Annotated in this window: 26 protein-coding genes, 1 other RNA gene and 1 pseudogene; 14 read left to right on the top strand and 14 right to left on the bottom strand. The window is 63.0% G+C overall.

Features of this window, described 5'->3' with window-relative positions:
* Positions 1-2: 2 nt before the first annotated feature.
* The 3 genes from NKI37_RS20220 to NKI37_RS20210 are packed head-to-tail and all read right to left on the bottom strand — an operon-like array spanning position 3 to position 1,667.
* Complete coding sequence (locus tag NKI37_RS20220; RefSeq protein ID WP_050485875.1) at positions 3-263, bottom strand: type II toxin-antitoxin system HicB family antitoxin; 261 nt, start codon at positions 261-263, stop codon at positions 3-5.
* 35 nt (positions 264-298) lie between these two features.
* Positions 299-745, bottom strand: a complete 447-nt coding sequence (locus NKI37_RS20215) for a GNAT family N-acetyltransferase (protein WP_352787056.1) — start codon at positions 743-745, stop codon at positions 299-301.
* 58 nt (positions 746-803) lie between these two features.
* Positions 804-1,667 (bottom strand): LysR family transcriptional regulator, encoded by an 864-nt coding sequence (locus tag NKI37_RS20210; protein ID WP_023737887.1) that lies wholly within the window; start codon positions 1,665-1,667, stop codon positions 804-806.
* A gap of 142 nt (positions 1,668-1,809) precedes the next feature.
* Here NKI37_RS20210 and NKI37_RS20205 point away from each other — a divergent pair, with 142 nt between their 5' ends.
* Entirely contained in the window at positions 1,810-3,348 is a 1,539-nt protein-coding gene (locus tag NKI37_RS20205) for an MFS transporter (RefSeq protein ID WP_023822445.1), read from the top strand.
* Between the two features lie 41 nt (positions 3,349-3,389).
* On the opposite strand, the gene NKI37_RS20200 is transcribed toward NKI37_RS20205, so the two are convergent.
* Positions 3,390-4,229, bottom strand: a complete 840-nt coding sequence (locus tag NKI37_RS20200) for an AAA family ATPase (RefSeq protein WP_352787054.1) — start codon at positions 4,227-4,229, stop codon at positions 3,390-3,392.
* Positions 4,230-4,378: 149 nt separating this feature from the next.
* Here NKI37_RS20200 and ssrS point away from each other — a divergent pair.
* The 5 genes from ssrS (at position 4,379) to NKI37_RS20175 (ending at position 7,537) form a co-directional block, all read left to right on the top strand.
* A non-coding RNA gene (ssrS, locus tag NKI37_RS20195) (6S RNA) lies at positions 4,379-4,534 on the top strand.
* A 92-nt stretch (positions 4,535-4,626) separates the two neighbouring features.
* Positions 4,627-5,211, top strand: coding sequence for a 5-formyltetrahydrofolate cyclo-ligase (locus tag NKI37_RS20190; protein WP_023822446.1), 585 nt, complete (start codon positions 4,627-4,629; stop codon positions 5,209-5,211).
* Positions 5,212-5,293: 82 nt separating this feature from the next.
* A complete protein-coding gene (locus NKI37_RS20185; protein ID WP_196815260.1) occupies positions 5,294-5,821 on the top strand; it encodes a DUF3592 domain-containing protein in 528 nt (175 codons plus the stop codon).
* 56 nt (positions 5,822-5,877) lie between these two features.
* The gene (locus NKI37_RS20180) at positions 5,878-6,702 is read left to right on the top strand and encodes a TIGR00282 family metallophosphoesterase (protein WP_023684150.1); all 825 of its coding nucleotides are present in this window, start codon (positions 5,878-5,880) and stop codon (positions 6,700-6,702) included.
* 73 nt (positions 6,703-6,775) lie between these two features.
* Entirely contained in the window at positions 6,776-7,537 is a 762-nt protein-coding gene (locus NKI37_RS20175) for a TerC family protein (protein WP_023827027.1), read from the top strand.
* A 21-nt stretch (positions 7,538-7,558) separates the two neighbouring features.
* Here NKI37_RS20175 and NKI37_RS20170 read toward each other — a convergent pair whose 3' ends face one another.
* From NKI37_RS20170 to NKI37_RS20160, 3 genes are read right to left on the bottom strand one after another with little or no spacing between them, the layout of a single operon-like run.
* Positions 7,559-8,041 carry an SRPBCC family protein gene (locus tag NKI37_RS20170; protein ID WP_023698429.1) on the bottom strand — a complete coding sequence of 161 codons (483 nt, stop codon included), beginning with the start codon at positions 8,039-8,041 and terminating at the stop codon, positions 7,559-7,561.
* A gap of 29 nt (positions 8,042-8,070) precedes the next feature.
* Complete coding sequence (locus NKI37_RS20165) at positions 8,071-8,433, bottom strand: VOC family protein (protein ID WP_023700266.1); 363 nt, start codon at positions 8,431-8,433, stop codon at positions 8,071-8,073.
* Positions 8,434-8,453: 20 nt separating this feature from the next.
* A complete protein-coding gene (locus tag NKI37_RS20160; protein ID WP_352787051.1) occupies positions 8,454-8,936 on the bottom strand; it encodes an SRPBCC domain-containing protein in 483 nt (160 codons plus the stop codon).
* A gap of 50 nt (positions 8,937-8,986) precedes the next feature.
* Here NKI37_RS20160 and NKI37_RS20155 point away from each other — a divergent pair, with 50 nt between their 5' ends.
* The 5 genes from NKI37_RS20155 (at position 8,987) to NKI37_RS20135 (ending at position 11,415) form a co-directional block, all read left to right on the top strand.
* Positions 8,987-9,310, top strand: a complete 324-nt coding sequence (locus tag NKI37_RS20155) for an ArsR/SmtB family transcription factor (protein ID WP_023711994.1) — start codon at positions 8,987-8,989, stop codon at positions 9,308-9,310.
* 176 nt (positions 9,311-9,486) lie between these two features.
* Positions 9,487-10,236: a YebC/PmpR family DNA-binding transcriptional regulator gene (locus NKI37_RS20150; RefSeq protein WP_023711993.1), complete on the top strand. Its 750-nt coding sequence runs from the start codon at positions 9,487-9,489 to the stop codon at positions 10,234-10,236.
* A gap of 81 nt (positions 10,237-10,317) precedes the next feature.
* A complete protein-coding gene (locus NKI37_RS20145; protein ID WP_352787048.1) occupies positions 10,318-10,557 on the top strand; it encodes an RDD family protein in 240 nt (79 codons plus the stop codon).
* Positions 10,558-10,609: 52 nt separating this feature from the next.
* On the top strand, positions 10,610-11,107 hold the full coding sequence (locus NKI37_RS20140; RefSeq protein ID WP_352794547.1) for an RDD family protein: 498 nt from the start codon (positions 10,610-10,612) through the stop codon (positions 11,105-11,107).
* Complete coding sequence (locus tag NKI37_RS20135) at positions 11,104-11,415, top strand: Rdx family protein (RefSeq protein WP_023700268.1); 312 nt, start codon at positions 11,104-11,106, stop codon at positions 11,413-11,415. The genes NKI37_RS20140 and NKI37_RS20135 overlap by 4 nt, the downstream gene beginning before the upstream one ends.
* Positions 11,416-11,448: 33 nt before the next feature.
* On the opposite strand, the gene NKI37_RS20130 is transcribed toward NKI37_RS20135, so the two are convergent.
* Positions 11,449-11,925 (bottom strand): anthrone oxygenase family protein, encoded by a 477-nt coding sequence (locus NKI37_RS20130; RefSeq protein ID WP_352787045.1) that lies wholly within the window; start codon positions 11,923-11,925, stop codon positions 11,449-11,451.
* Between the two features lies 1 nt (position 11,926).
* Entirely contained in the window at positions 11,927-12,754 is an 828-nt protein-coding gene (locus NKI37_RS20125; RefSeq protein WP_023668744.1) for an NAD(P)H-binding protein, read from the bottom strand.
* Positions 12,755-12,871: 117 nt separating this feature from the next.
* Here NKI37_RS20125 and NKI37_RS20120 point away from each other — a divergent pair, with 117 nt between their 5' ends.
* Complete coding sequence (locus tag NKI37_RS20120; protein ID WP_023829284.1) at positions 12,872-13,510, top strand: TetR/AcrR family transcriptional regulator; 639 nt, start codon at positions 12,872-12,874, stop codon at positions 13,508-13,510.
* A gap of 185 nt (positions 13,511-13,695) precedes the next feature.
* On the opposite strand, the gene rpmE is transcribed toward NKI37_RS20120, so the two are convergent.
* On the bottom strand, positions 13,696-13,917 hold the full coding sequence (gene rpmE, locus NKI37_RS20115; protein ID WP_023668748.1) for a 50S ribosomal protein L31: 222 nt from the start codon (positions 13,915-13,917) through the stop codon (positions 13,696-13,698).
* Between the two features lie 204 nt (positions 13,918-14,121).
* Here rpmE and NKI37_RS20110 point away from each other — a divergent pair, with 204 nt between their 5' ends.
* Positions 14,122-15,924 (top strand): ABC transporter transmembrane domain-containing protein, encoded by a 1,803-nt coding sequence (locus NKI37_RS20110; protein ID WP_023668749.1) that lies wholly within the window; start codon positions 14,122-14,124, stop codon positions 15,922-15,924.
* Between the two features lie 10 nt (positions 15,925-15,934).
* On the opposite strand, the pseudogene NKI37_RS20105 reads toward NKI37_RS20110, so the two are convergent.
* A pseudogene (locus NKI37_RS20105) lies at positions 15,935-17,421 on the bottom strand (carboxypeptidase M32).
* A gap of 153 nt (positions 17,422-17,574) precedes the next feature.
* Between NKI37_RS20105 and NKI37_RS20100 the strand changes: the two are divergent.
* A complete protein-coding gene (locus NKI37_RS20100) occupies positions 17,575-17,928 on the top strand; it encodes a DUF1304 domain-containing protein (RefSeq protein ID WP_023668751.1) in 354 nt (117 codons plus the stop codon).
* A gap of 78 nt (positions 17,929-18,006) precedes the next feature.
* Here the strand turns inward: NKI37_RS20100 and NKI37_RS20095 are convergent, their stop codons facing one another.
* The 3 genes from NKI37_RS20095 to NKI37_RS20085 form a co-directional block, all read right to left on the bottom strand.
* On the bottom strand, positions 18,007-18,432 hold the full coding sequence (locus NKI37_RS20095; RefSeq protein WP_352444867.1) for a hypothetical protein: 426 nt from the start codon (positions 18,430-18,432) through the stop codon (positions 18,007-18,009).
* Positions 18,433-18,671: 239 nt separating this feature from the next.
* Complete coding sequence (locus NKI37_RS20090) at positions 18,672-19,703, bottom strand: peptidoglycan -binding protein (RefSeq protein ID WP_352794545.1); 1,032 nt, start codon at positions 19,701-19,703, stop codon at positions 18,672-18,674.
* 1 nt (position 19,704) lies between these two features.
* Positions 19,705-20,730 carry a MotA/TolQ/ExbB proton channel family protein gene (locus NKI37_RS20085; RefSeq protein WP_023668754.1) on the bottom strand — a complete coding sequence of 342 codons (1,026 nt, stop codon included), beginning with the start codon at positions 20,728-20,730 and terminating at the stop codon, positions 19,705-19,707.
* Between the last annotated feature and the right edge of the window lie 31 nt (positions 20,731-20,761).

The raw sequence follows: 20,761 nt of genomic DNA, 5'->3' as shown, positions 1-20,761 counted from the left end.
CGTTATCTATGCCGAACGGTCACGGCGGAGTCGCCACGGGCACTGTCGATTTCGCCGGATTGCAGAAGATTTGCCACAGTACGTGGGTTGGGCATGGGCAAGTGCTTTGCGATGCGGGCTTCCGCCCATTCCCGCATAGCCGACGCGGCATCGGCTATCGCTTCAGCCGGGTTTGCGCCGGCCCCGTGGCAGCCGGCGAGATCGGGCATCCGCACTCCCCAAACGCCGTCACTGCCATCCAGGATTCCGACATAGCGGATCATTCGGCTCCTTCCGCGTTATTTCGATCGCGCTCGCATCATAGCAGATCATACACGATAAACCCTGTCCGCCGCGCGACATGGTCGTAGAGCTTGCGCGCTGTGGCGTTGGTTTCGTGGGTCATCCAATAGACGTTCTTGACGCCGATCTTGCCGGCTTCCTGCTTGACCGCTTCAATGAGGGCCGCACCGATGCCCTTGCCGCGCACATCAGGGTCGGCGAACAGGTCCTGCAGGTAGCAGTTGTTTTTCTCCGACCAGCCGGAGCGGTGATAGAGATAATGGGTCAGGCCGACCGCCTTGCCGTCGAGCGTGGCGATAAACCCCTTCGGTTCGAATTCACCTTCCGTGAACAGTCGTTCCCAGGTGATGTCGTAGACCTCGTCCGGCAGCTTGGTCTCGTAGAAGGTGAGGTAGGCAGTCCACAGCCGCCGCCAGTCGGCATGGTCGGCCAGCGCCAGCGGGCGGACGGTGATCTCGGTCATTTCGGTTCCTCCAAAGCCTTATCGGATTCCGGCGGAATCAGATCGGAAACACCATCGCCTAATCCACCGGCGAATTGTACTCGCGAAATGCGGTCGCCAGCATCTGCAGCGCGTCACGCGCGCGCGGCGCCAGATTGTGCGAATGCAGCACCACTTCGGAAGGGTCAAGCGATGGAAGACCAAGTTTGCGGCCAACCTCGATCAGGCCGGGCGGAGCGACGCAGTGAGCCAGCGCCGAAACGGCAAAGCCCGCCGATATCGCAATGTTGACGGCCGCGCCGCCGCCGCCGACGAAGGCCTCCTCCCAGGCGATGCCTGCTTTGTCCAGCGCCTCGACCGCCCGCACACGATCCGGACAGTTGCACACGGTGCTTAAGAGCGCGAGGCGCAACGGCGTTCCGCGCTGCCACTCGAAGGAAGGTGCTGCGAACCAGCCATAGTGGTTGCGCGACAAGGTCCGGCCAGGACGGCTGTCGCCTTCGCGGTGCACGATGACTGCATCGAGCTCGCCGTGATCGAAAGCTTCCTTGAGCACCGTGCTGGTATCGATCCTCAAACTGAGCGTCAGCGATGGATCGTGCGCATGGAGCTGGGCAATCAGAATGGACAGCGCCGGACCGGCGGCATGATCGACAAAGCCGAGCGCAAGCCGGCACGGTGCTGACGCAAACTCCGCCATGGCGCGCTCGTGCGCGGCAAGGAAGTCGCGCGCGGCGGGGAGGAAGACGGCGCCTCGTGCCGACAGGCTGACGCGGCGCGGCGTTCTTTCAATCAATCGCGCGCCGAGCTTTTCCTCAAGACGGCGCAGCTTGACGCTGATTGTCGCCTGGGTGCTGCCCAGCGCCGTGGCCGCCTGGGTGAAGCTCTGCAGATCGGCCACCATCACAAAGGTTCGTACGGCGTCCACATCAAGACTGGTCATCGCAGCACTCCATTGGGCCAATCATTCCGTTTTGTCATTTCTGATATAGCCGAGCATAGCCTTTTTTCATGGTCGAGTCTCCTCTATCTCAAACCGGTCGCGGTTTGAAGAGCGCCTCATGCTCGGATGAAAAGAGATCGATATGCCAATTCAACGAAACACCATAGCGCTCACCGGCGTGTGCCTGGCGTCGCTGCTGTTCGGGCTCGAAATCTCCAGCGTGCCGGTGATCCTGCCGAAACTGGAAAGCGTGCTCGCCGCCAATTTCAGGGATTTGCAATGGATCATGAACGCCTACACCATTGCCTGCACCACGGTGCTGATGGCGACAGGGACATTGGCCGACCGTTTCGGCCGCAAGAGCGTGATGGTGATCACCACCGTCGCCTTCGGCCTCGCCTCGCTGCTGTGCGGCCTGGCGCCGAGTGCGGCGCTGCTGATCGCCGCCCGCTTCCTGCAAGGTCTCGCCGGCGGCGCGATGCTGACCTGCAGCGTCGCCGTGCTGTCGCATCAGTTCCAGGATGGCCGTGAACGCGGCAAGGCTTTTGTTGCCTGGAGCGTCGTCTCAGGCATCGGGCTTGGTTTCGGTCCCGCCATTGGCGGCCTGATCGTGGCGCTGTCGAACTGGCAGTGGGTGTTCCTCATCCACGTGCCGCTGGCGCTCCTGGCGCTCGCCTTTATCGGCGCCGGTGTCACGCAATCGCGCGATCACAACGCCCAGAAGCTCGACTGGGCCGGCATGCTGACGCTGTCGGCGGCGGTGTTCGGCTTCTCCTATCTGATTACGCAGGGTGCGGATCTCGGGACCAGCGCCCGCATCGGCGTGATATCAGCCTCCGTGGCTGCGTTCATCGCTTTCCTTGTCGCCGAGAGGGTCAATCCCTATCCGATGTTCGATTTCTCCGTGTTCCGCATCCGCCAGTTTTCCGGCGCGATCATGGGCGCCATCGGCATGAATTTCAGCTACTGGCCGTTCATCATCTATCTGCCGATCTATTATTCCGGCGTTCTCGGCTACGACAGCACGACGACCGGCCTGCTATTGCTCGTCTACACGCTGCCCTTCATGGTGATGCCGCCGATCGCCGAGCGCATTCGCGCGCGCTATCAGGCACGAATTGCCATCCCGCTCGGTCTGCTGACGCTAGGGATCGGTTTCATCGCCATGTGGATCGGCTCCAGGCTCGAGGGCGCCACCTGGCTGACCATGCTGCCGGGCACGCTGATTGCCGGCATTGGCATCGGTCTCACCAATTCGCCGACCACAAACACCACGACCGGCGCGGTATCGCCGGATCGCGCCGGCATGGCGTCCGGCATCGATATCAGCGCACGCCTGATCACGCTTGCCATCAACATCGCGGTGCTCGGCCTGCTGCTGACGCAAGGTATCGTTTCCCACCTGCGGGCCACACTCGGCGCGGCTTTGGAGCCGGATGAGTTGCGGGCACTGGCGGAAAGGGTCGCCACCGGCAATCTGGAGGGCCTTGCGCAGGGGACGCCGAAGCTCGCAGCCCTCGACCCATCCGGCGCCATCGTGCATGCCGCCCTGGTCAACGGTTTCGGCTGGGTCATGCTCTATTGCGGGATCGGCGTTCTCGCCCTGTCGGTCATCGGCTTCGCCATCTTCGGGCCGAAGCGCGTCGCGCCGCAGGAGAGAGGGTTTGCTCCCGCGGAGTAAGCGGCCAAAGCCGCCCGTAGCTGTCAGCCAACCCTCGATCCTCACCTTTGCCGTCTGGCCATGAAGGCCAGGCGTTCAAACAGATGCACGTCCTGTTCGTTCTTGAGCAGTGCGCCGTGCAGCTTCGGCAGCGCGTTCCTGGGGTCGGCGCGCAGATCCTCGGGTGCGATGTCGTCGGCGACCAGCAGGCGGATCCAGTCGAGCGCCTCGGAGGTCGACGGCTTCTTCTTCAACCCCTGCACGTCGCGGATCTCGTAGAACTGGGTCAGGGCAGCACGCACCAGATTCTGCTTTATGCCGGGATAGTGCACGTCGACGATTTTGTGCAGCGTGTCGACATCGGGAAAGCGGATGTAGTGGAAGAAGCACCGGCGCAGGAAGGCGTCGGGCAGTTCCTTCTCATTGTTGGAAGTGATGATGACGATGGGGCGCACAGCGGCGCGGATCGTTTCGCCGGTTTCGTAGACGAAGAACTCCATCCGATCGAGTTCCTGCAGCAGGTCGTTGGGGAATTCGATATCGGCCTTGTCGATCTCGTCGATCAACAGCACGACCTTCTTACCGGCCGCGAAGGCGTGCCAGAGCTTGCCGCGCTTGATGTAGTTTTTGATGTCGTTGAACCTGGCATCGCCGAGCTGGCTGTCGCGCAGCCGCGAGACAGCATCATATTCATACAGTCCCTGCTGCGCACGGGTGGTCGACTTGACGTGCCATTCGATCAGGTCGAGGCCGAGCGCCGATGCCACCTGGCGGGCAAGCTCGGTCTTGCCGGTGCCCGGCTCGCCCTTGACCAGCAATGGCCGCTCCAGCGCGATCGCGGCGTTCACCGCCACCATCAGATCCTTGTCGGCGACATAGGCCGCCGTGCCTTCGAAACGCATACTTGCTCCTCGGTTGGTCAGCGCGAGCGTAAGGACGCTGCTTGACCTGTGCAAGGGCGAGCCGGCTGCGACCAAAGCGTGTGAGATCGAAATGGAAACATCGGCTCATGTCACTAGCGCTTGACCGACCAGCCGCCTATATTGGGCTTGGCGGTCTGCGCTTCCCGGCAGGAGAACATTTTCCCCGGGGCCTTAACGATCCTTAGGGAGCTGTCCCTGGGAAGACCCGTGGGTTTTCTCATACGGCGCCCACCTACTTTGTAGGTTCCCGGGATCGCTCTCTCCACCGGTTGTGTGGATCGTCACTTACCTGTATCCGCCCAGTTTGGCGGATGATGTGGTAGAAAACGTCGCTCATGAAACGTCACCCAGATCCGACCTTTTCTATCGTCCGCGCATGACATCTCCCAAAGACCTGAAAAAGCAGTTGCGCCTCGAGGCACTCGGCCGTCGCGATGCGCTCGATCCGCTGCGGCGGGTGGAGATCGCGCTTGAAATGGCCGAGACGGCGCGCGACCACCTCGCCATCGAGCCGGGTCAGATCGTTTCAGCTTTCTGGCCGATGCGATCGGAAGTCGACATCAGGCCGCTGATGTTCGCCTTGCGCGAGAAGGGGGCCAGGCTTTGCCTGCCGGCCATCCTCGACAAGACCACCATAGTCTTTCGCGAACTGGTGCGCGGCGCGCCGATGGTCGAGATGGGTTTTGGCACGGTCGGTCCGCATGCGGAGGCCGAGGTTCTCGATCCCGCGGTGATGCTGGTGCCGCTCGCGGCCTTCGACAGCCGCGGTCATCGCATCGGGTATGGCGCCGGCTATTACGACCGCGCCATCGCCAGGCTGATCGACAAGGGCCAGCCGCCACGACTGATCGGCATCGCTTTCGATTGCCAGGAGGTGGGTCTGGTGCCGGATGAGGCGCACGACGTCATCATCCCGGAAATACTCACCGAGAGCGGTTTGCGCCGCTTCGATATCGCTTAAAAGACCGCGATCCCGCTTAACGCGTTTCCAAGACGTGCCGGATAGTATTCCGGCAACACAGTCCGAGCCGATGGCGGCCATCATGTTTGTCTTCGCACGCTTCCTGCTGATGCCGTTCGTCCTCATCGCGGTAACGCTGTTCGCGATGGCATTGCACATTTCCGGAACGGCCCTGCACCACCAGTTCGCCTGGCATCAGACGGTTGCCACAGTGACGGATGTCAGTTCCTACAGCGAAGCCCAGGGTAATGGCCTCACCGCGAAAGGCATCAACGTCGCTGTCACCTATGTCGCGAACGATGCACCGATGACGTGGTCCGGCAAGGGAAAGGACATCGGCCTCTACACGGCGTCCAAAGGCGACGCGGTGAAGTTGTATTACAACCCTGCCAATCCATCGATCCTCGATACCGCGGCGATGAAGGGCTGGCGCGGCGGGCTGTTGCTCCTGGCCGCTACTGGTGGGTTCACTGTTTTTTACGTGTGGTTCTTCTGGCTGCGCGGACGCACCGCACCGCCGGCGTCACCGATGATGCCTTCGGCAGTTCGCGTCGCGGGCGCGAGCGCCAAGCCGTCTCAACGGCAGCGTGGTACTTTCGGCCGGCGTTAGCGCCAATCGCCTGGGTAGCGCTTGCCTAGCGTCCGTGCCTCTGGATAGAAGTGGGCATGAGACTTCTCTTCCTCGGCGACATGGTGGGCAAATCGGGACGTACGGCGGTGTGGGAACAACTGCCCGGCCTGATCTCCGATTTCAAACTCGACTTCGTCATCGTCAATGGCGAGAACGCCGCCGGCGGTTTCGGCATCACCGAAGACATTTTTCGCGACACCATCGCCGCCGGCGCCGATGTCGTCACCACCGGCAACCATGTCTGGGACCAACGTGATGCGCTCGCCTTCGCGCCGCGCGAGGAGCGTTTCCTGCGCCCGTCCAATTTCCCCAAGGGCACGCCGGGGCGCGGCTCCGGCGTCTATATCGCCAAAAACGGCGCGCGCGTGCTGGTCGCCAACATTATGGGCCGGGTGTTCATGCATCCCGAGCTCGACGATCCGTTCCAGGCCGGCGAGCGCGAGCTTGCCGCCTGTCCGCTGGGCGAGCAGGCCGACGCCGTGGTCATCGATTTCCACGCCGAGGCGACCTCGGAGAAAATGTGCTTCGCGCATTTCGTCGACGGCCGCGCCAGCCTCGTCATCGGCACCCATACGCACCAGCCGACGGCCGACCACCAGATCCTCAATGGCGGCACCGGCTACATGTCCGACGCCGGCATGTGCGGCGACTATGATTCCTCGCTCGGCATGGACAAGGAAGAGCCGCTCAACCGCTTCCTGTCGAAAGTGCCGAAAGGCCGCTTCGAGGCGGCCACCGGACCGGCGACATTGTGCGGCGTCGGCGTCGACATTTCCGACCGGACGGGCCTGGCCGAAAAGATCGCGCCGTTTCGTCGCGGGCCGCGGCTTGAAGAAACCGCGCCATCCTTCTGGTCATGACATTGATATAGTCGAGTAAAGTACCTAACTGGCGACGAAACTGCTCTAGATCGTTAAAGAGGGGACGACCTCCATGCAGCTCGTTGACTTCCTGGCGCCGCATTTTCAATTTGTTTCCGATCCAACCGCGTGGGTCGCGTTGCTGACGCTGATCGTGCTCGAGGTCGTGCTCGGCATCGACAATCTGATCTTCATCTCGATCCTGACCAACAAATTGCCTGAAGCGCAGCGCGCCCGCGCCCGGCGTCTCGGCATCTCGGCGGCGCTGATCATGCGGCTGGTGCTGCTCGCCACCATTTCGATCATCGTCCAACTGACGACGCCGGTGTTCACAGCGTTCGGCCATGGCTTTTCCTGGCGCGACCTGATCCTGATTGCCGGCGGCCTGTTCCTGGTCTGGAAGGCGACCAAGGAAATCCACCACACCGTCGATCCCGACGACCACAAGGATACGATGATGGGCGAGACGCTGCAGATCTCGCTTGCCGGCGCCATCTTCCAGATCCTGCTGCTCGATCTCGTCTTTTCGATCGATTCGATCATCACCGCCGTCGGCATGACCGACGAGATTGCCATCATGTACATCGCCGTGATCGTGGCGGTGAGCGTGATGATGCTGGCGGCCGGGCCGCTGGCCAATTTCATCGCCAAGAACCCGAGCATCGTCATGCTGGCGCTGGGCTTCCTGCTGATGATCGGAATGACGCTGATCGCCGACGGCATGGGCTATCATGTGCCGAAGGGCTACATCTACGCCGCGATGGGCTTTTCCGCCCTGGTCGAGGGCCTCAACATGCTGGCGCGGCGAAGGAAGAAATCCAGCGGTGGGCATTGAGGCTGGGCGATCGGGGCGATCCTAGCGCCCCGGCACGCCCTTCGGATAACGGTCGCCGATCAGGCCAAGCGACAGGCCCTGTTCCAGCCATGCCTTTGCGCCGGCAAGAACCAGTGCGAAGCCGTCGGTCGAGCCGACTGCCTGCTTGACCTGCTCGTCGGCGGTGCCGGCGAAGCCGAAATTGCTGACCTCAAGAAAGGTTGCACCGTCAGGCGTCTCGGCGCCGGGCATTTCCGTGAATGTCCAGACCACAGTGGTCGGCGGATCGCTCCATTGCATGACGATCTTCTTGTTCTCGACGATCTCGCTGACATTGACCATCGCCGAGGCCCCGTACATGCGCCACTCCCAGCGAACCTCTTTGCGGCTATCCAGCCGGCCGCTACTGTGGGTAAACCAGAATTTCGTGGTGATGGCCGGGTCGACGATCGCCTCGAAGACCTCGGCGACCGGCCGCCTGATCAGCATGCCGGCTTCGGCAGTCGGCGTTTTGTGAATTTCCATCGATGCTCCTTTCCTTGTCCGGTTTGCGCTCACCAGGCGTCAGGCTCGCGCACCATGTGAACGATGCTGGCCGGGTTGGCGATCCAGAAGCCGCGAAAGCCTTCGCCCAGGGGCTCGACCGCGTCGCAACGGACGACGCCGGCCTTGGCGAGATGATCCGCAATGGCTGCAGAATTGTCGGTGAAAAGCTCAAGCCAGACTTCGGCCTGGCTCAGCATCGGCGCCTCGTCGATCCACAGACGGTTTGGGCCAAGCTCGAAGCCGATGGCCGGCGTCTTGGCGGTGAATGGATTCAAGCCGACGACGTCGCGATAGAAGGCGATCGTCGCCTCGTACTGATGTGACGGGACTTTCATGGCGATGTTGATTCCACCTGTCATTTTCGCGGTCATTGCGGGCTCCGTTGCGCTGTTCATCTGTTTGTCTCGTTGGCCGGCTCGCCCCTCATCTCGCCGCGGTAGTAGCCGTCGCGCAGATTGATGCCGTATTCGACATAGGCCTTCATGCAGGCCAGCATCTGCGACCAGCCCTCGCAATTGAGGTAGGATTTCTGCAGGCCGACCACGCCTTCCGGCCAGCCGGATTCAGCAATGGTCACAAGGGTGCCGCCATCGTCCAGCGGCTCGAAGTTCATCTCGATGCGTGTCTTGTAGGCGGGCTTGCCTTCGGCATCGGTGGCATCCCAGCGCAGCACGATATGGCGGTCCTTGATCACCTCATCGACTTCGACGGGCACCTTGCCCCACCAGACCACCCCGGTGCCGGCCTTCAGCGGCGCGCTGGCGCCGCTGATGGTGGTGAAATAGCCACTCAGCTTTTTGGGATTGACGACGGCGTCGAAGACTTCGGCGACCGGTTTGCCGATGCGCCCGGAAACTCTGAATCCAAGAGACATATCCACAGCTCCTCCTTGATTGGCTCGACGATATGTTATAGAAACATAACATGTCAAGCCAAACCGCAGACGATCACGTTTTCAAGGCGTTGGCGCATCCGCGCCGTCGCGAATTGCTGGATCGGCTGAAGGATGCGCCGCAGACGACCGGCATGTTGTGCGAGGCGTTTCCCGACATCGATCGCTGCACCGTCATGCTGCATCTCAAGGTGCTGGAAGAAGCCGAACTGGTGGTGGCAAAGCGCCAAGGGCGAGAGCGCTGGAACCATCTCAACGCGCTGCCGATCAAGCACATCCACGACCGCTGGATCAGCCAGTATGCCGGCCATGCGCTCAGCATTATCGACCGGCTGAAGTCCGATCTGGAGGACTGAACCGGCGCGGCTGGACGAATTGAGCCGATTTATCTATAAGCCGGCCATTCCGACAGAGAACGCCGTGCATCGCGTTGCACCTTGGACGGCTCTGAAAATTTGAATTCGAGTACCCGGGAGGACGAGGTGAGACCACCTCGCTTCGGGATGCTCTAGCCGAAGACGACAGGGGTGCCATGGCCGGCCATTCACAGTTCAAGAACATCATGCACCGCAAGGGCCGGCAGGACGCGGTGCGGTCGAAAATGTTTTCCAAGCTGGCGCGCGAAATCACCGTCGCCGCCAAGAGCGGAACACCGGATCCGTCGATGAACCCGCGTTTGCGCCTGGCCATTCAGAACGCCAAGGCGGTGTCGATGCCGAAGGACAACATCCAGCGCGCCATCAACAAGGCATCGATGGGCGATGCCGAGAATTACGAAGCGGTGCGCTATGAAGGCTATGGGCCAGGCGGCGTGGCGCTGATCGTCGAGGCGCTGACCGACAACCGCAACCGCTCGGCCTCGAGCGTGCGCGCCGCCTTCACCAAAGCCGGGGGTGCGCTTGGTGAAACCGGCTCGGTGTCGTTCATGTGGAACCGCGCCGGCGAGATTTACTATCCGGCCTCCGCCGGCAGCGCCGACAAGGTGATGGACGCGGCGATCGAGGCCGGCGCCGATGACGTCGAGTCCGACGAGGAAGGCCACACCATCTACTGTGCGTTCGAGAGTATGGGCGAAGTGTCTAAGGCGCTGGAAGCCTCGCTTGGCGAGGCCGAATCGGTGAAGCCGATCTGGCAGCCGCAGAACAATGTCCCGGTCGACGAAGAGCGGGCGCAATCGCTGATGAAACTGGTGGCAACGCTCGAGGACGATGACGACGTGCAGAGCGTCTACGCCAATTTCGAGGTCGACGACGAGACCATGGCCAAGCTCAGCGCGGCGTAGGTCCGTGCAATACAGTCGGATGCGAATATTGCTGTATGACGGCGGCCTGCCTATAGATTAGTCATTTATCAGGGGGGGCCGATGACCGACTATAAAGAGGCAAGTTTTGCCGATGCGGTGGCCTGGCCTCGCCGGCCCGGCATATGGCGACGGTTTCTCGCTGCACTCATCGACTACCTTGTAATCCTGATCGCCCTCTATTTGCTCGTAGGGGCTCTATTTCTGCTGACCAACGGTGGCGTAAAAGGCAGCTTTTGGCTGAACTGGAAACTATTGCCAGGAGGGTACGGTTCACGGTGCCCCGACACTTGCCCGTTATGATTGGCAGGTGTGTAGAACATCAGTACTCGGTTTGCCGGTCGCCATATGGAGCGTGGGTACGGCGCCGGGCTCAAAGCCTGGAGAAACCTCCTCCATCTCGATCGATCTGGATTCGCAAGGGAATTTCAGGCCTGCAGCATTGGACCTGGGTTTCCTCGAGCTGATCGCTCTGGCGTCTTATCTCCTCATTATGGAGTTGAAGTCCGGCCAATCAATCGGCAAGCGGCTCACGGAGCTCACTGTACATGATGAGGACGACAGACATAGGGTCGGCCTGCCGGCGAGAAAGGCTGTTCGGCGGCAACTTATCAAGTTTCTCGGCGCATTACCGATCGTCCTGACGGGAAGCTGGTATGCTTTTCAGGCTTGGGGCACCGCTCCCGGTGGCGTGCAGGATTACTCCAGCCTGGAAATAGTGGTTGCATCCGCTGCCCTCGTTTTGGTGCTGATCTGGCCGGTCTGGATTGCGATATCCATAGCTCTGGGCGACGACCCGATACACGATCGATTCGCAAATACCACGGTGCGCATACAGGAGGCCCAGACATGAGTGTGCCGGAGAGGCCCCGCGTGGTCATCACCTATTGCACGCAGTGCCAGTGGCTGTTGCGGGCCGGCTGGATGGCGCAGGAACTGCTCTCCACCTTCGGCACGGATCTTGGTGAAGTGACGCTGGTGCCGGGCACAGGCGGCATCTTCACCGTTTCCTGCAACGATGTGCTGGTCTGGGACCGCAAGCGCGACGGCGGCTTTCCCGATGCCGCCAAGCTCAAGCAGCTGGTGCGCGACGTCATCGATCCGGGCCGCGATCTCGGTCATTCCGACCGCAAGGGTCACTCGCAAAAGGACCCCGCTTGAGGCGAGGTCCTTGCGTTTGCGAAGTGTCATTTTTCAGAGCAATGCGAACATGAAGCAGGCCATCGACACGATGGCGGTGATGGTGCGGACGTGGTTCCACATCACCCATTGATTCAGATGGTTCGCCCACACGGCTGCGCCATTGGCGCTGGCCGGGTCGACGGCGGCGAGCGCATCGTTGAGCGGCACATTGAAGACCATGGTCACGATCGGGTTGCCGATCAAATAGATCACGGCGCCGGCAAGCAGCCAGTATGAGCCGGACTGGCGCCACCCCATGAGAACGGCGGCGATAAACACCAGACAGAGCAGGCCGGTGCCGAACAGCGCCGTCATGAAGGTGGGCGTGATCACCGTGATGTTGATCGAATTCATCGCTGCGATGCCTTGGGGGACCGGCAGCCGGGCAAGCGCCGCCATGATAAAGTTGGAAAAGGCGAAGAACATGCCGCCGACGACGCCCGAGCCGATGGCGGCGATGATGGTGAGGGTGGGAAGAAGCTTGATCATCTCAGTTGCTCCAGATGCCGGTTGCAGCGGTTTCATTTGCGTAGGCGGAAAAGTCTTTCGGCGCGCGGCCGAGCACACGCTGGACGCCGTCGGTCAGCGTCTCGTTGCGGCCGTCAAGCACTTCGGTGAACAGCTCGTTGAGCAGCCAGGCGATTTCGGGCGGCAGTTCGTATGCCGCCGTCGCGGCGGTGAATTCGTCATGCGAGATCTTGATATAGCGGATGTCGCGGCCGGTCGCCTTGGCGATCTCGGCAACCGCGTCGGCGAAGCTTAGCAGCCGCGGCCCGGTCAACTCATAGAGCTGGCCGACATGACCCGGTTCGGTCAGCGCAACGAAGGCAGCATCGGCGATGTCGTCGACATCGACGAAGGGCTCGCCAACAGGGCCGACAGGCAAAGCCACTTCGCCTTGCCGCAAGGACTCGACGAGAAAACCTTCACTGAAATTCTGCGAAAACCAAGCGCAACGCAGGATCGTCCAGTCAGCGCCCGAGGCTTTGACCATCTCTTCGGCGCGCTGGGCTTCGGTCTCGCCGCGGCCGGAGAGCAGCACCATGCGGGTGACGCCATTTGCCACCGCAAGCCTGGCGAAGGCGCCGACGGTCTCGGCGGCGCCCGGCACGGCGATGTCGGGATAGTAACTGATGTAGACGGCGCCCACGCCCTGCATGGCAGGCTCCCAGGTCGCCGGAACCTCCCAGTCGAAGCGGGGGCTGCCGGAACGCGAGCCGATGCGCACGGGAATGCCCTGTGAGGTCAGCCGCCCGGCGAGGCGACGGCCGGTCTTGCCAGTGCCACCGAGAATCAGGACTGGTTTGGTGTCGGTCATGGTGGTTTTCCTTTGTTACAAATATGAATAATCCTCACATTTGCAAAATGTGATAAACCCTCGTATTTTGGGAGTCAAGCCGTTTGTTGGCAGATTTTGTCGAGACCGGAGGCCGTCATGGAAGACACAGCAACGCCCGCATCTGAGGAGCAGGTCGCATCGCCGCGACGGGCGCCCACCCAGCAGCGCAGCCGCGAGCGGGTCGAGCGCATGCTGGCCGCAGCCTCGGCGCTGATTGCCGAGCAAGGCAGCGACGCCATGCGCATGGGCGAGGTAGCGGAACGGGCCGCGGTGTCGATCGGTTCGCTCTACCAGTTCTTTCCCGACAAGCGGGCGATCGTCTGGGCGCTGGCCGAGCGATACACCGCCGAAAGCCAGGCCTGCATCTCCTCGGCGCTCAAGGATGTCGTCGACGCCGAGGGCCTGCGGCAGGCGTTTTCGGAGCTGGTGGATATCTACTATCAGCTGTTCCTGGCCGAGCCGGTGATGCGCGACATCTGGTCGGGCACCCAGGCCGACAAGGCGCTGCGCCAGCTCGAACTCGCCGACAGCCGGGCGAATGCCGAATTCCTGACGATGGTGCTGAAGCGGCTGCATCCCGGCGCCGATCCGGTGGCGCTGGAGACCACAGCGTTTCTGGTCTGGCAGATGGGCGAGGCTGCCGTGCGGCTGGCGATCTCGGTCGACCGGCAGGAGGGCGACAGGCTGGTCGCCGCCTACAAGCGCATGGCGCTGCGGGAATTGGTGGACGGGTAGGCTCGCACCACTCTGGGAAGGGTCGCTTCGAAGCAGCAGGGTGGAGGCGTCGGACCGCACCCGACCCTGGGCGACCTCCCCACAAGCGGGAGGTATCGGCGCGTTAGCTCGAAGCGACTGACTTTGGCGGCAACAAAAAAACCCGCCACAAAGGCGGGTTCTTGATTCAGCGATACAGGTAAACTTTAGAGGCCGAAGCCTTCGAAGCGCTTCTTGAACTTCGACAGGCGGCCGCCGCGGTCGAGCAGGGTCTGCTGGCCGCCGGTCCAGGCCGGGTGCGTGGTCGGATCGATATCGAGGTTCATCGTATCGCCTTCCTTGCCCCAGGTCGAACGGGTCGAGTATTCGGTGCCATCGGTCATGACGACCTTGATGGTGTGGTAGTCGGGATGGATATCGGCCTTCATTGTCGTGCTTCCTGGCTTGCGGCGCTACAGACGGGCCCGCGGCCTGCGTCGATGCGCCCCTTTTTAAAACTCGAAGCCGCAGCTATTGAAAAGCCACGGCTTCTAAAACGGTCGGCGAGCCTATACATCAGCCGGAATTGAATCACAAGGCCACGGCAGGCGCATATTGAACGCGCCCACCTGGAGCGGCCAGAGGAAACGGTCATGGCGGACATCAGCGGCGAGCAAGACGGGCGCAGGCGCTCGCTCGGGCCGCTCAGGCGCCTATATCCCTACATATTCCGCTACCGCAAACTGGTCATAGGCGCCCTCATTTCGCTCGCCATCGCCGCGGCGACGACGCTGGCGCTGCCGCTGGCCGTGCGGCGCATGATCGATCACGGTTTCAGTGCTTCCGGCACCGTCTTCATCGCCGAGTATTTCGCCGCTTTGGTGGCGATGGCAGCCATTCTGGCGGCAGCGTCGGCCGGACGCTACTACTTCGTCATCACGCTCGGCGAGCGGGTCGTTGCCGACATCCGCAGCGACGTGTTTTCGCATGTCACGACGCTTTCGCCGTCCTTCTTCGACACCGCGCAATCGGGCGAGATCGTCTCGCGGCTTGCCGCCGACACCACGCAGGTGAAATCCGCGGTCGGCGCCACCGCCTCGGTGGCGTTGCGCAACGTCATCCTCGGGCTCGGCGCGGTGGCGATGATGGTCGTCACCAGCCCGAAACTGTCGGGCCTGGTGATCGCGGCCATTCCGCTCATCGTACTGCCGCTGGTCGCGTTCGGCCGTTCGGTGAGGCGCCGGTCACGGCAGGCGCAGGACACGCTGGCGCAAGCGACCGCCTATGCCAGCGAGCAGATCGGCGCGGTGCGCACGCTGCAGGCGTTCACCAACGAGACGCTGGTCACCGGGCGGTTCTCGGCCGCGGTGGAAGCCGCCTTCCAGGCGGCGCGCTCGTCGATCTTCTCCCGCTCGCTGCTCACCTTCTTTGCCATCTTCATGATCTTTTCCTCGGTCGTGGCGGTGTTGTGGTTCGGCTCGCGTGACGTGCTTGCCGGCACGATGTCGCCCGGCACGCTCGGCCAGTTCCTGCTTTACTCCGTGTTTGCCGCAGGCGCGCTGGGCGCACTGTCGGAAGTCTGGGGCGAGCTTGCCCAGGCGGCGGGTGCGGCCGAAAGGCTGACCGAGATACTCGACGAGACGCCGGCGATTCAACCGCCGGCCAATCCGCTGCCGCTGCCCGCCAAGGCGACAGGCGCGATCAGTTTCGACGACGTCTCCTTCTCCTACCCGGCAAGGCCGGACCGTGCCGCCGTCCACGGCTTGAGTTTTCAGGTCAAGCCCGGCGAGACGGTGGCGATCGTCGGCCCGTCGGGCGCCGGAAAGAGCACCGTCTTTTCGCTGATCCTGCGCTTCTACGATCCAGAAACCGGCCGCATCGCCATTGACGGCGTCGACGTGCGCGAAGCCGATCCGGCTGAAGTGCGGGAGCGCATTGCGATCGTGCCGCAGGACGTCACCATCTTTGCGGCAAGCGCGCGCGACAATATCGGCTTTGGCCGGCCGGGCGCGACGAATGCCGAGATCGAGGCCGCCGCCAGGGATGCGCTGGCCGACGAGTTCATCCTCAGGCTCGACAAGGGCTACGACAGCCAGGTCGGCGAGCGCGGCGTCACCTTGTCCGGCGGCCAGCGCCAGCGCGTGGCGATCGCCCGCGCCATCCTGCGCGACGCGCCGATCCTGCTGCTCGACGAGGCCACGTCGGCGCTCGACGCCGAAAGCGAAACGCTGGTGCAGACGGCGCTGGAACGGCTGATGCAGGGCCGCACCACCATCGTCATCGCCCACCGGCTGGCGACCGTGCTGAAGGCCGACCGCATCCTGGTCATGGATGGCGGCCGCATCGTCGAGGAAGGCACGCACCAGAGCCTGGTCGCCAAGGGCGGCATCTATGCAAGGCTGGCCAAGCTGCAGTTCGAAACCGGAGCAAGCGCCTTCAGGGGTGCCGCGGAGTAGCAACCCGCAATCAGGCGGGACCATACCGCTTGCGGAGATGCTCGGTGAAATACGCGGCGTTGAGCTTTTCGCCGGTGGCGCGCTCAAGCAGTTCGGGCGTCGACCAGCGCGAACCCTGTGACCAGATCTTGTCGCGGCGCCAGTCATTGATGGCGGCGAAATTGCCGTTGGCAAGCTCGCTGTCGGCTGAAGGATGGTCGCGCGTCAGCGCAGCCCATTGCTGCGCCGCCATCATGGCGCCCAGCGTATAGGACGGGAAATAGCCGAAGGCGGCGCCTGGCCAATGCACGTCCTGCATCGGTCCGTCGGCTGGGTTGTCGATGGTCGAAAGGCCAAGATACTCCCGCATCTTGGCGTCCCAGGCTTCGGGCAGGTCGGCCGCCTGCAGCCGCCCCGAGACCAGCTCCTGCTCCAACTCGTAGCGCAGGATGACATGCAGCGGGTAGGTGACCTCGTCGGCGTCGACGCGGATCAGCCCGCGCTCTACCCGGTGCACATGCGGCAGGATGTCGTCCAGCGACCAGGCTTCGCCGAGATGCTTTTCGACCACCGGCAGCGCCCAGCGCCAGAATTCGGGGTTGCGGCCGACTTGTTTCTCGACGAACAGGCTCTGGCTCTCATGCACCGCCATGCCGCGGGCCTTGCCGAGCGGCCAGTGCGCCCAGGCCTTCGGCAGGTTCTGCTCGTAGAGCGCATGGCCGGTCTCATGCAGCACGCCCATCAGCGCCGACAGGAAGTCGGACGTCTTGTAGCGGGTGGTGATGCGCACGTCGCTCGGCACACCGCCGCAGAAAGGATGGTGCGACACCGACAGCGAGCCATGGGTGAGGTCGAAGCCGACCGAAGCCATCATGGCAAGGCCAAGCTCGCGCTGCCGGTCGATCGCATAGCTGCCGGAGAGCGGCTTCAGCGGGCGCTTGGCCAGTCGCGCTTCCTGTACGGCCAGCGCTTCCGGCACGAAGCCCTTCAGGAATGTCTTCAGCTCGGTGAAGACCGGCGTGATTCGGCGGCCCGGTTGCCAGGATCGTATTGCTCCATCAGTGCGTCGTAGGGATCGAGGCCGAGCGCGTCGGCGCGCAAAGCGGCTTCCTCGCGCACCAGCGCGATGACACTTTCGAGCGCCGGCAGGAAGCCTGCCCAGTCATTCTTGGCGCGCAGATCGCGCCAGAGCTGCTCCGAGCGCATACGCGCCACCGTCTGGCGCTCAACGAATTCGACCGGCAGGCAGGTCAGGTTGGTGTATTGGCGACGCAGTTCGCGGACCGCCGCCTGCTGCTCCTCGTTGAGCGCTTCAGCTTCTGCAGCGGCGAGCCAGTCGGCGATCTCCGGCGCGGTAGCCCTGATATGCAGCATGCCGGCAAGGGAAGACATCGCTTCGGCGCGCTTCTCGCCGCCGCCGACGGCCATGTGGGTCGCCTCGTCGGCGCCGAGGATAGCGAGCGCATGTTCCAGCGCTTCGAGCTTGTGGCCGAGATCATCGAGCTTGTGAAAGGACATGGCAGGTTCCGCGTTTTGGACGGCGGGAAAAGATACCAACGCGCCAGGATTGGCAACCCTCAAAGGTGGCTATCGCCGATGCAGCTTGCGCCGGTGAGCTGGTGCGTGGAATGCTGGCTGACGGTGGAACACCGCCATGGAGGGGAGACTAAGATGATCGGCAATATCCTGGTCGGGCTGGTGGCACTGATCCACCTCTTTATCGTCTATCTGGAGATGGTGGCGTGGGACACACCGCGCGGGCACAGGGCGTTCAACCTCAAGCCGGACTTCGCCAGCGCATCGAAGGTGCTCGCCGCCAATCAGGGGCTCTACAACGGCTTCCTTGCCGCCGGGCTGATCTGGGGCCTCTATCTCGGGGCGGCGGGATTCCAGATCAAGGTGTTCTTCCTGCTTTGCATCGCCGTCGCCGGCCTCTATGGCGCGGCGACTGCCAGCCGGAAGATCCTCTATATTCAGACCGTGCCGGCGGTGCTGGCCCTCGCTGCGCTGTGGCTGGGCTGGTGACAAAAAAAACGCCCTCGGAGCCAGATCCGGGGGCGTCAGACAGTCCCTTCCTCATTCCTGGAGATATCAGAGCGGATCTCAGCCGTTCGGATAATTCCCGCCGTCGGAGCCATCACCGATCATGAAGCCGCTGCCGGTGTCGGACATCAGCCTCAGATCGACATTGTCGAGGCGGCGCAGCAGATCGTGATATTGCGCGGCCGGGATCCGGCCATGGTCCGAAGCGGCGACCCGTTCGGCGGCCTGGCCGATATGCGCCGCACGCAGATGCAGCCACCGCGCTTCCGAGGTCGAGATGCCCTTCGTTTCGCGCGCATCCGTGATGCCCTGTTCGACGCCCCGCACCTGCTCGATCAGGCCGGTCACGCGCGGACCGGTCATGTCGGTCGGGTCGCTGGCGTCGAGGGCGCCCTTGTGATGTCCGGCGGCATAGGCGCCGGCGAGTGGAACAGTGATCAGAAGTGTCGTGAGGGTTGCGGTCCTGAGAGTCTTCAAAGAGCGCATGATGTGCGTCTCCTCCTGCTGTGGAAGGGGCAAGCGCTTTCGCTCCGCCTTCCGGAAGCGGGCCGTCCGGTTCCGTCGCGTCGCGATGGGAGGCATCGCCGGCGGTTCTCGGCCCTGCGCGTCAAAGTAGGAGCCCGGAAACGCGAAGTGTAATTAAAGAAAGATAATGTTTTCAGGCCTTGCCGACCTGGCGTTGCGCCCTAGAGTTGAGCCGGCAAACAATTTCGCGTGACTGAAAATCACCGTTCGGTGAGCTTCAGTTCAATGCGTCGGTTCTTGTTGCGGGCGTCTTCGGTGTCGGCGGGGTCGAGCGGCTGGAATTCGCCGAAGCCGGCCGCAACCAGCCGGTTGGCGGGCACGCCGTTCTCGATCAGGAACTTGACCACCGAGGTCGAACGCGCCGTCGACAATTCCCAATTGTCGCGATAGCGGCCGGCGCCGGACAGCGGCTTGTTGTCGGTGTGGCCGTCGACGCGCAGCACCCAGTTGATCTCGGGCGGGATTTCCTTTTGCAACTCGATGATGGCATCGGCGAGCTTCTTCATCTCGACTTTGCCGGCATCGTTGATCACTTCCGACCCGGTCGGGAACAGAACTTCCGACTGGAAGACGAAGCGGTCGCCGACGATGCGGATGTTCTCGCGGTCGGCGAGGATTTCGCGCAGGCGGCCGAAGAAGTCGGAGCGATAGCGGTTCAGCTCCTGCACGCGCTGCGCCAGCGCGACGTTGAGCCGACGGCCGAGATCGGCGATCTTGGTGTTGGAATCGCGGTCGCGCGTTTCAGAGACGTTGAGGGCATCCTCGAGCGCGCCGATCTGCTTGCGCAGCGCCGCGATCTGCTGGTTGAGGATCTCGACCTGGCTCAGCGCCTGCTGGCTGATCTGGCGCTGGCTGTCGAGTTCGCCGCCGAGTTCCGCGGCGCGCTGGGTGGCGGCGTCGCCGGCGCCGGCACCTTGCGCCAGCAGCTGCTCGAGCCGGCTCTTCTCAGCTTCGGCGGCCGACAGCGACGCCTGCAGATTGGCCAGCGAATCGTCCTTGTCCTGCGCGCTCGAGCGCTCCAGCGCCAGCAACTGCGTCAGTTCGTTGATCTGCGAGTTGAGGCGCGCGAGCGCCGTATCCTTGCCGGAGAGTTCGCGTCCGAGCAGGAACTGCGCCAGCACGAAAACGGTGAGCAGGAACATGATGGCGAGCAGCAGCGTCGACAGCGCGTCGACGAAGCCCGGCCAATAGTCGATCCGGCGATCGGTGCGCCGGCCCCTGGCGAGAGCCATGCTAGTGGACCCCGGGTTTCTTCAGCGCGTCGGCGATCTTTTCCAGCGTGTTGCGCATCGCCTTCTGCTCGTCCGACTGGGCCTCGACCCAGTCGCGCATGATCTGCTGCTCGGAGCGCATGTTCTTGACCAGGCCGGAAATGCCGTCGGCGAGATTGGCCATGGCGGTGGCGACGCGCGGATTGGAGCCGCCGCCGCTTTCCTGCATGCTGCGCAGCCGTTCCGACAGGACCCGGATCTCGTCGGAGGATTCAGTCTTGGCCGGGTCGGCGACGGCGATGTCGGAGGAGAGATCGGTGACCGAGGAGAGCCAGTTTTCCAGCTCGGTATAGAAACGGGTCTGGGCGCGGCCGGCCTGCAGGTCGAGGAAGCCTAGCACCAGCGACCCGGAAAGACCGAACAGCGAGGACGAAAAGGCCGTGCCCATGCCGGCCAGCGGTGCCGACAGCCCCTGCTTCAGCGAATCGAGCACCGCGGCGGCGTCGCCGGTGCCGGGATCGAGCGATTCGATGGTTTCGCGGATCGAGCCGATGGTGTTGAGCAGGCCCCAGAAGGTGCCGAGCAAACCGAGGAACACCAGCAGGCCGACAAGATAGCGCGACGTGTCGCGGCTTTCGTCGAGGCGGGTGGCGATCGAATCCAGCATGGTGCGCATCGAAGACGTCGAGAAGGCCACCGTCGAGGAGCGGCCGATCATCGCCTTCATCGGCGCCAGCAGCACCGGCTCGGTGGTTTCGGAACCGGCGCGGAAGGAATTGACCCAGCGCACTTCGCGAAACAGTCGTCCGACCTGGGCGAAGGCGAGCAGGATGCCGACCACAAGGACGCCGACGATCAGGCCGTTGAGGCCGGGATTGCTCCCGAAAGCGGTCGAGATCTGGCGGGTGAGGATGGCGGCGATGAAGGCGACGATGACCAGGAAGATGACCATGGTCAGGAGGAAGACCTGCGGGCTCGACAGTTTGTGCGGATCGTACATCAGGACATCAGAACGCCTGCCCACGCCGAAGGATCTGAGAAAAGCCATCCGTGCCCCGTTTCCGATGCTCTATTTGCCT

The organism is Mesorhizobium sp. M0626 (assembly GCF_040320665.1).
Lineage (GTDB): Bacteria > Pseudomonadota > Alphaproteobacteria > Rhizobiales > Rhizobiaceae > Mesorhizobium.
The sequence above is the reverse complement of the archived record's forward strand: the minus strand, read 5'-3'. Positions and strand labels throughout refer to the sequence as shown.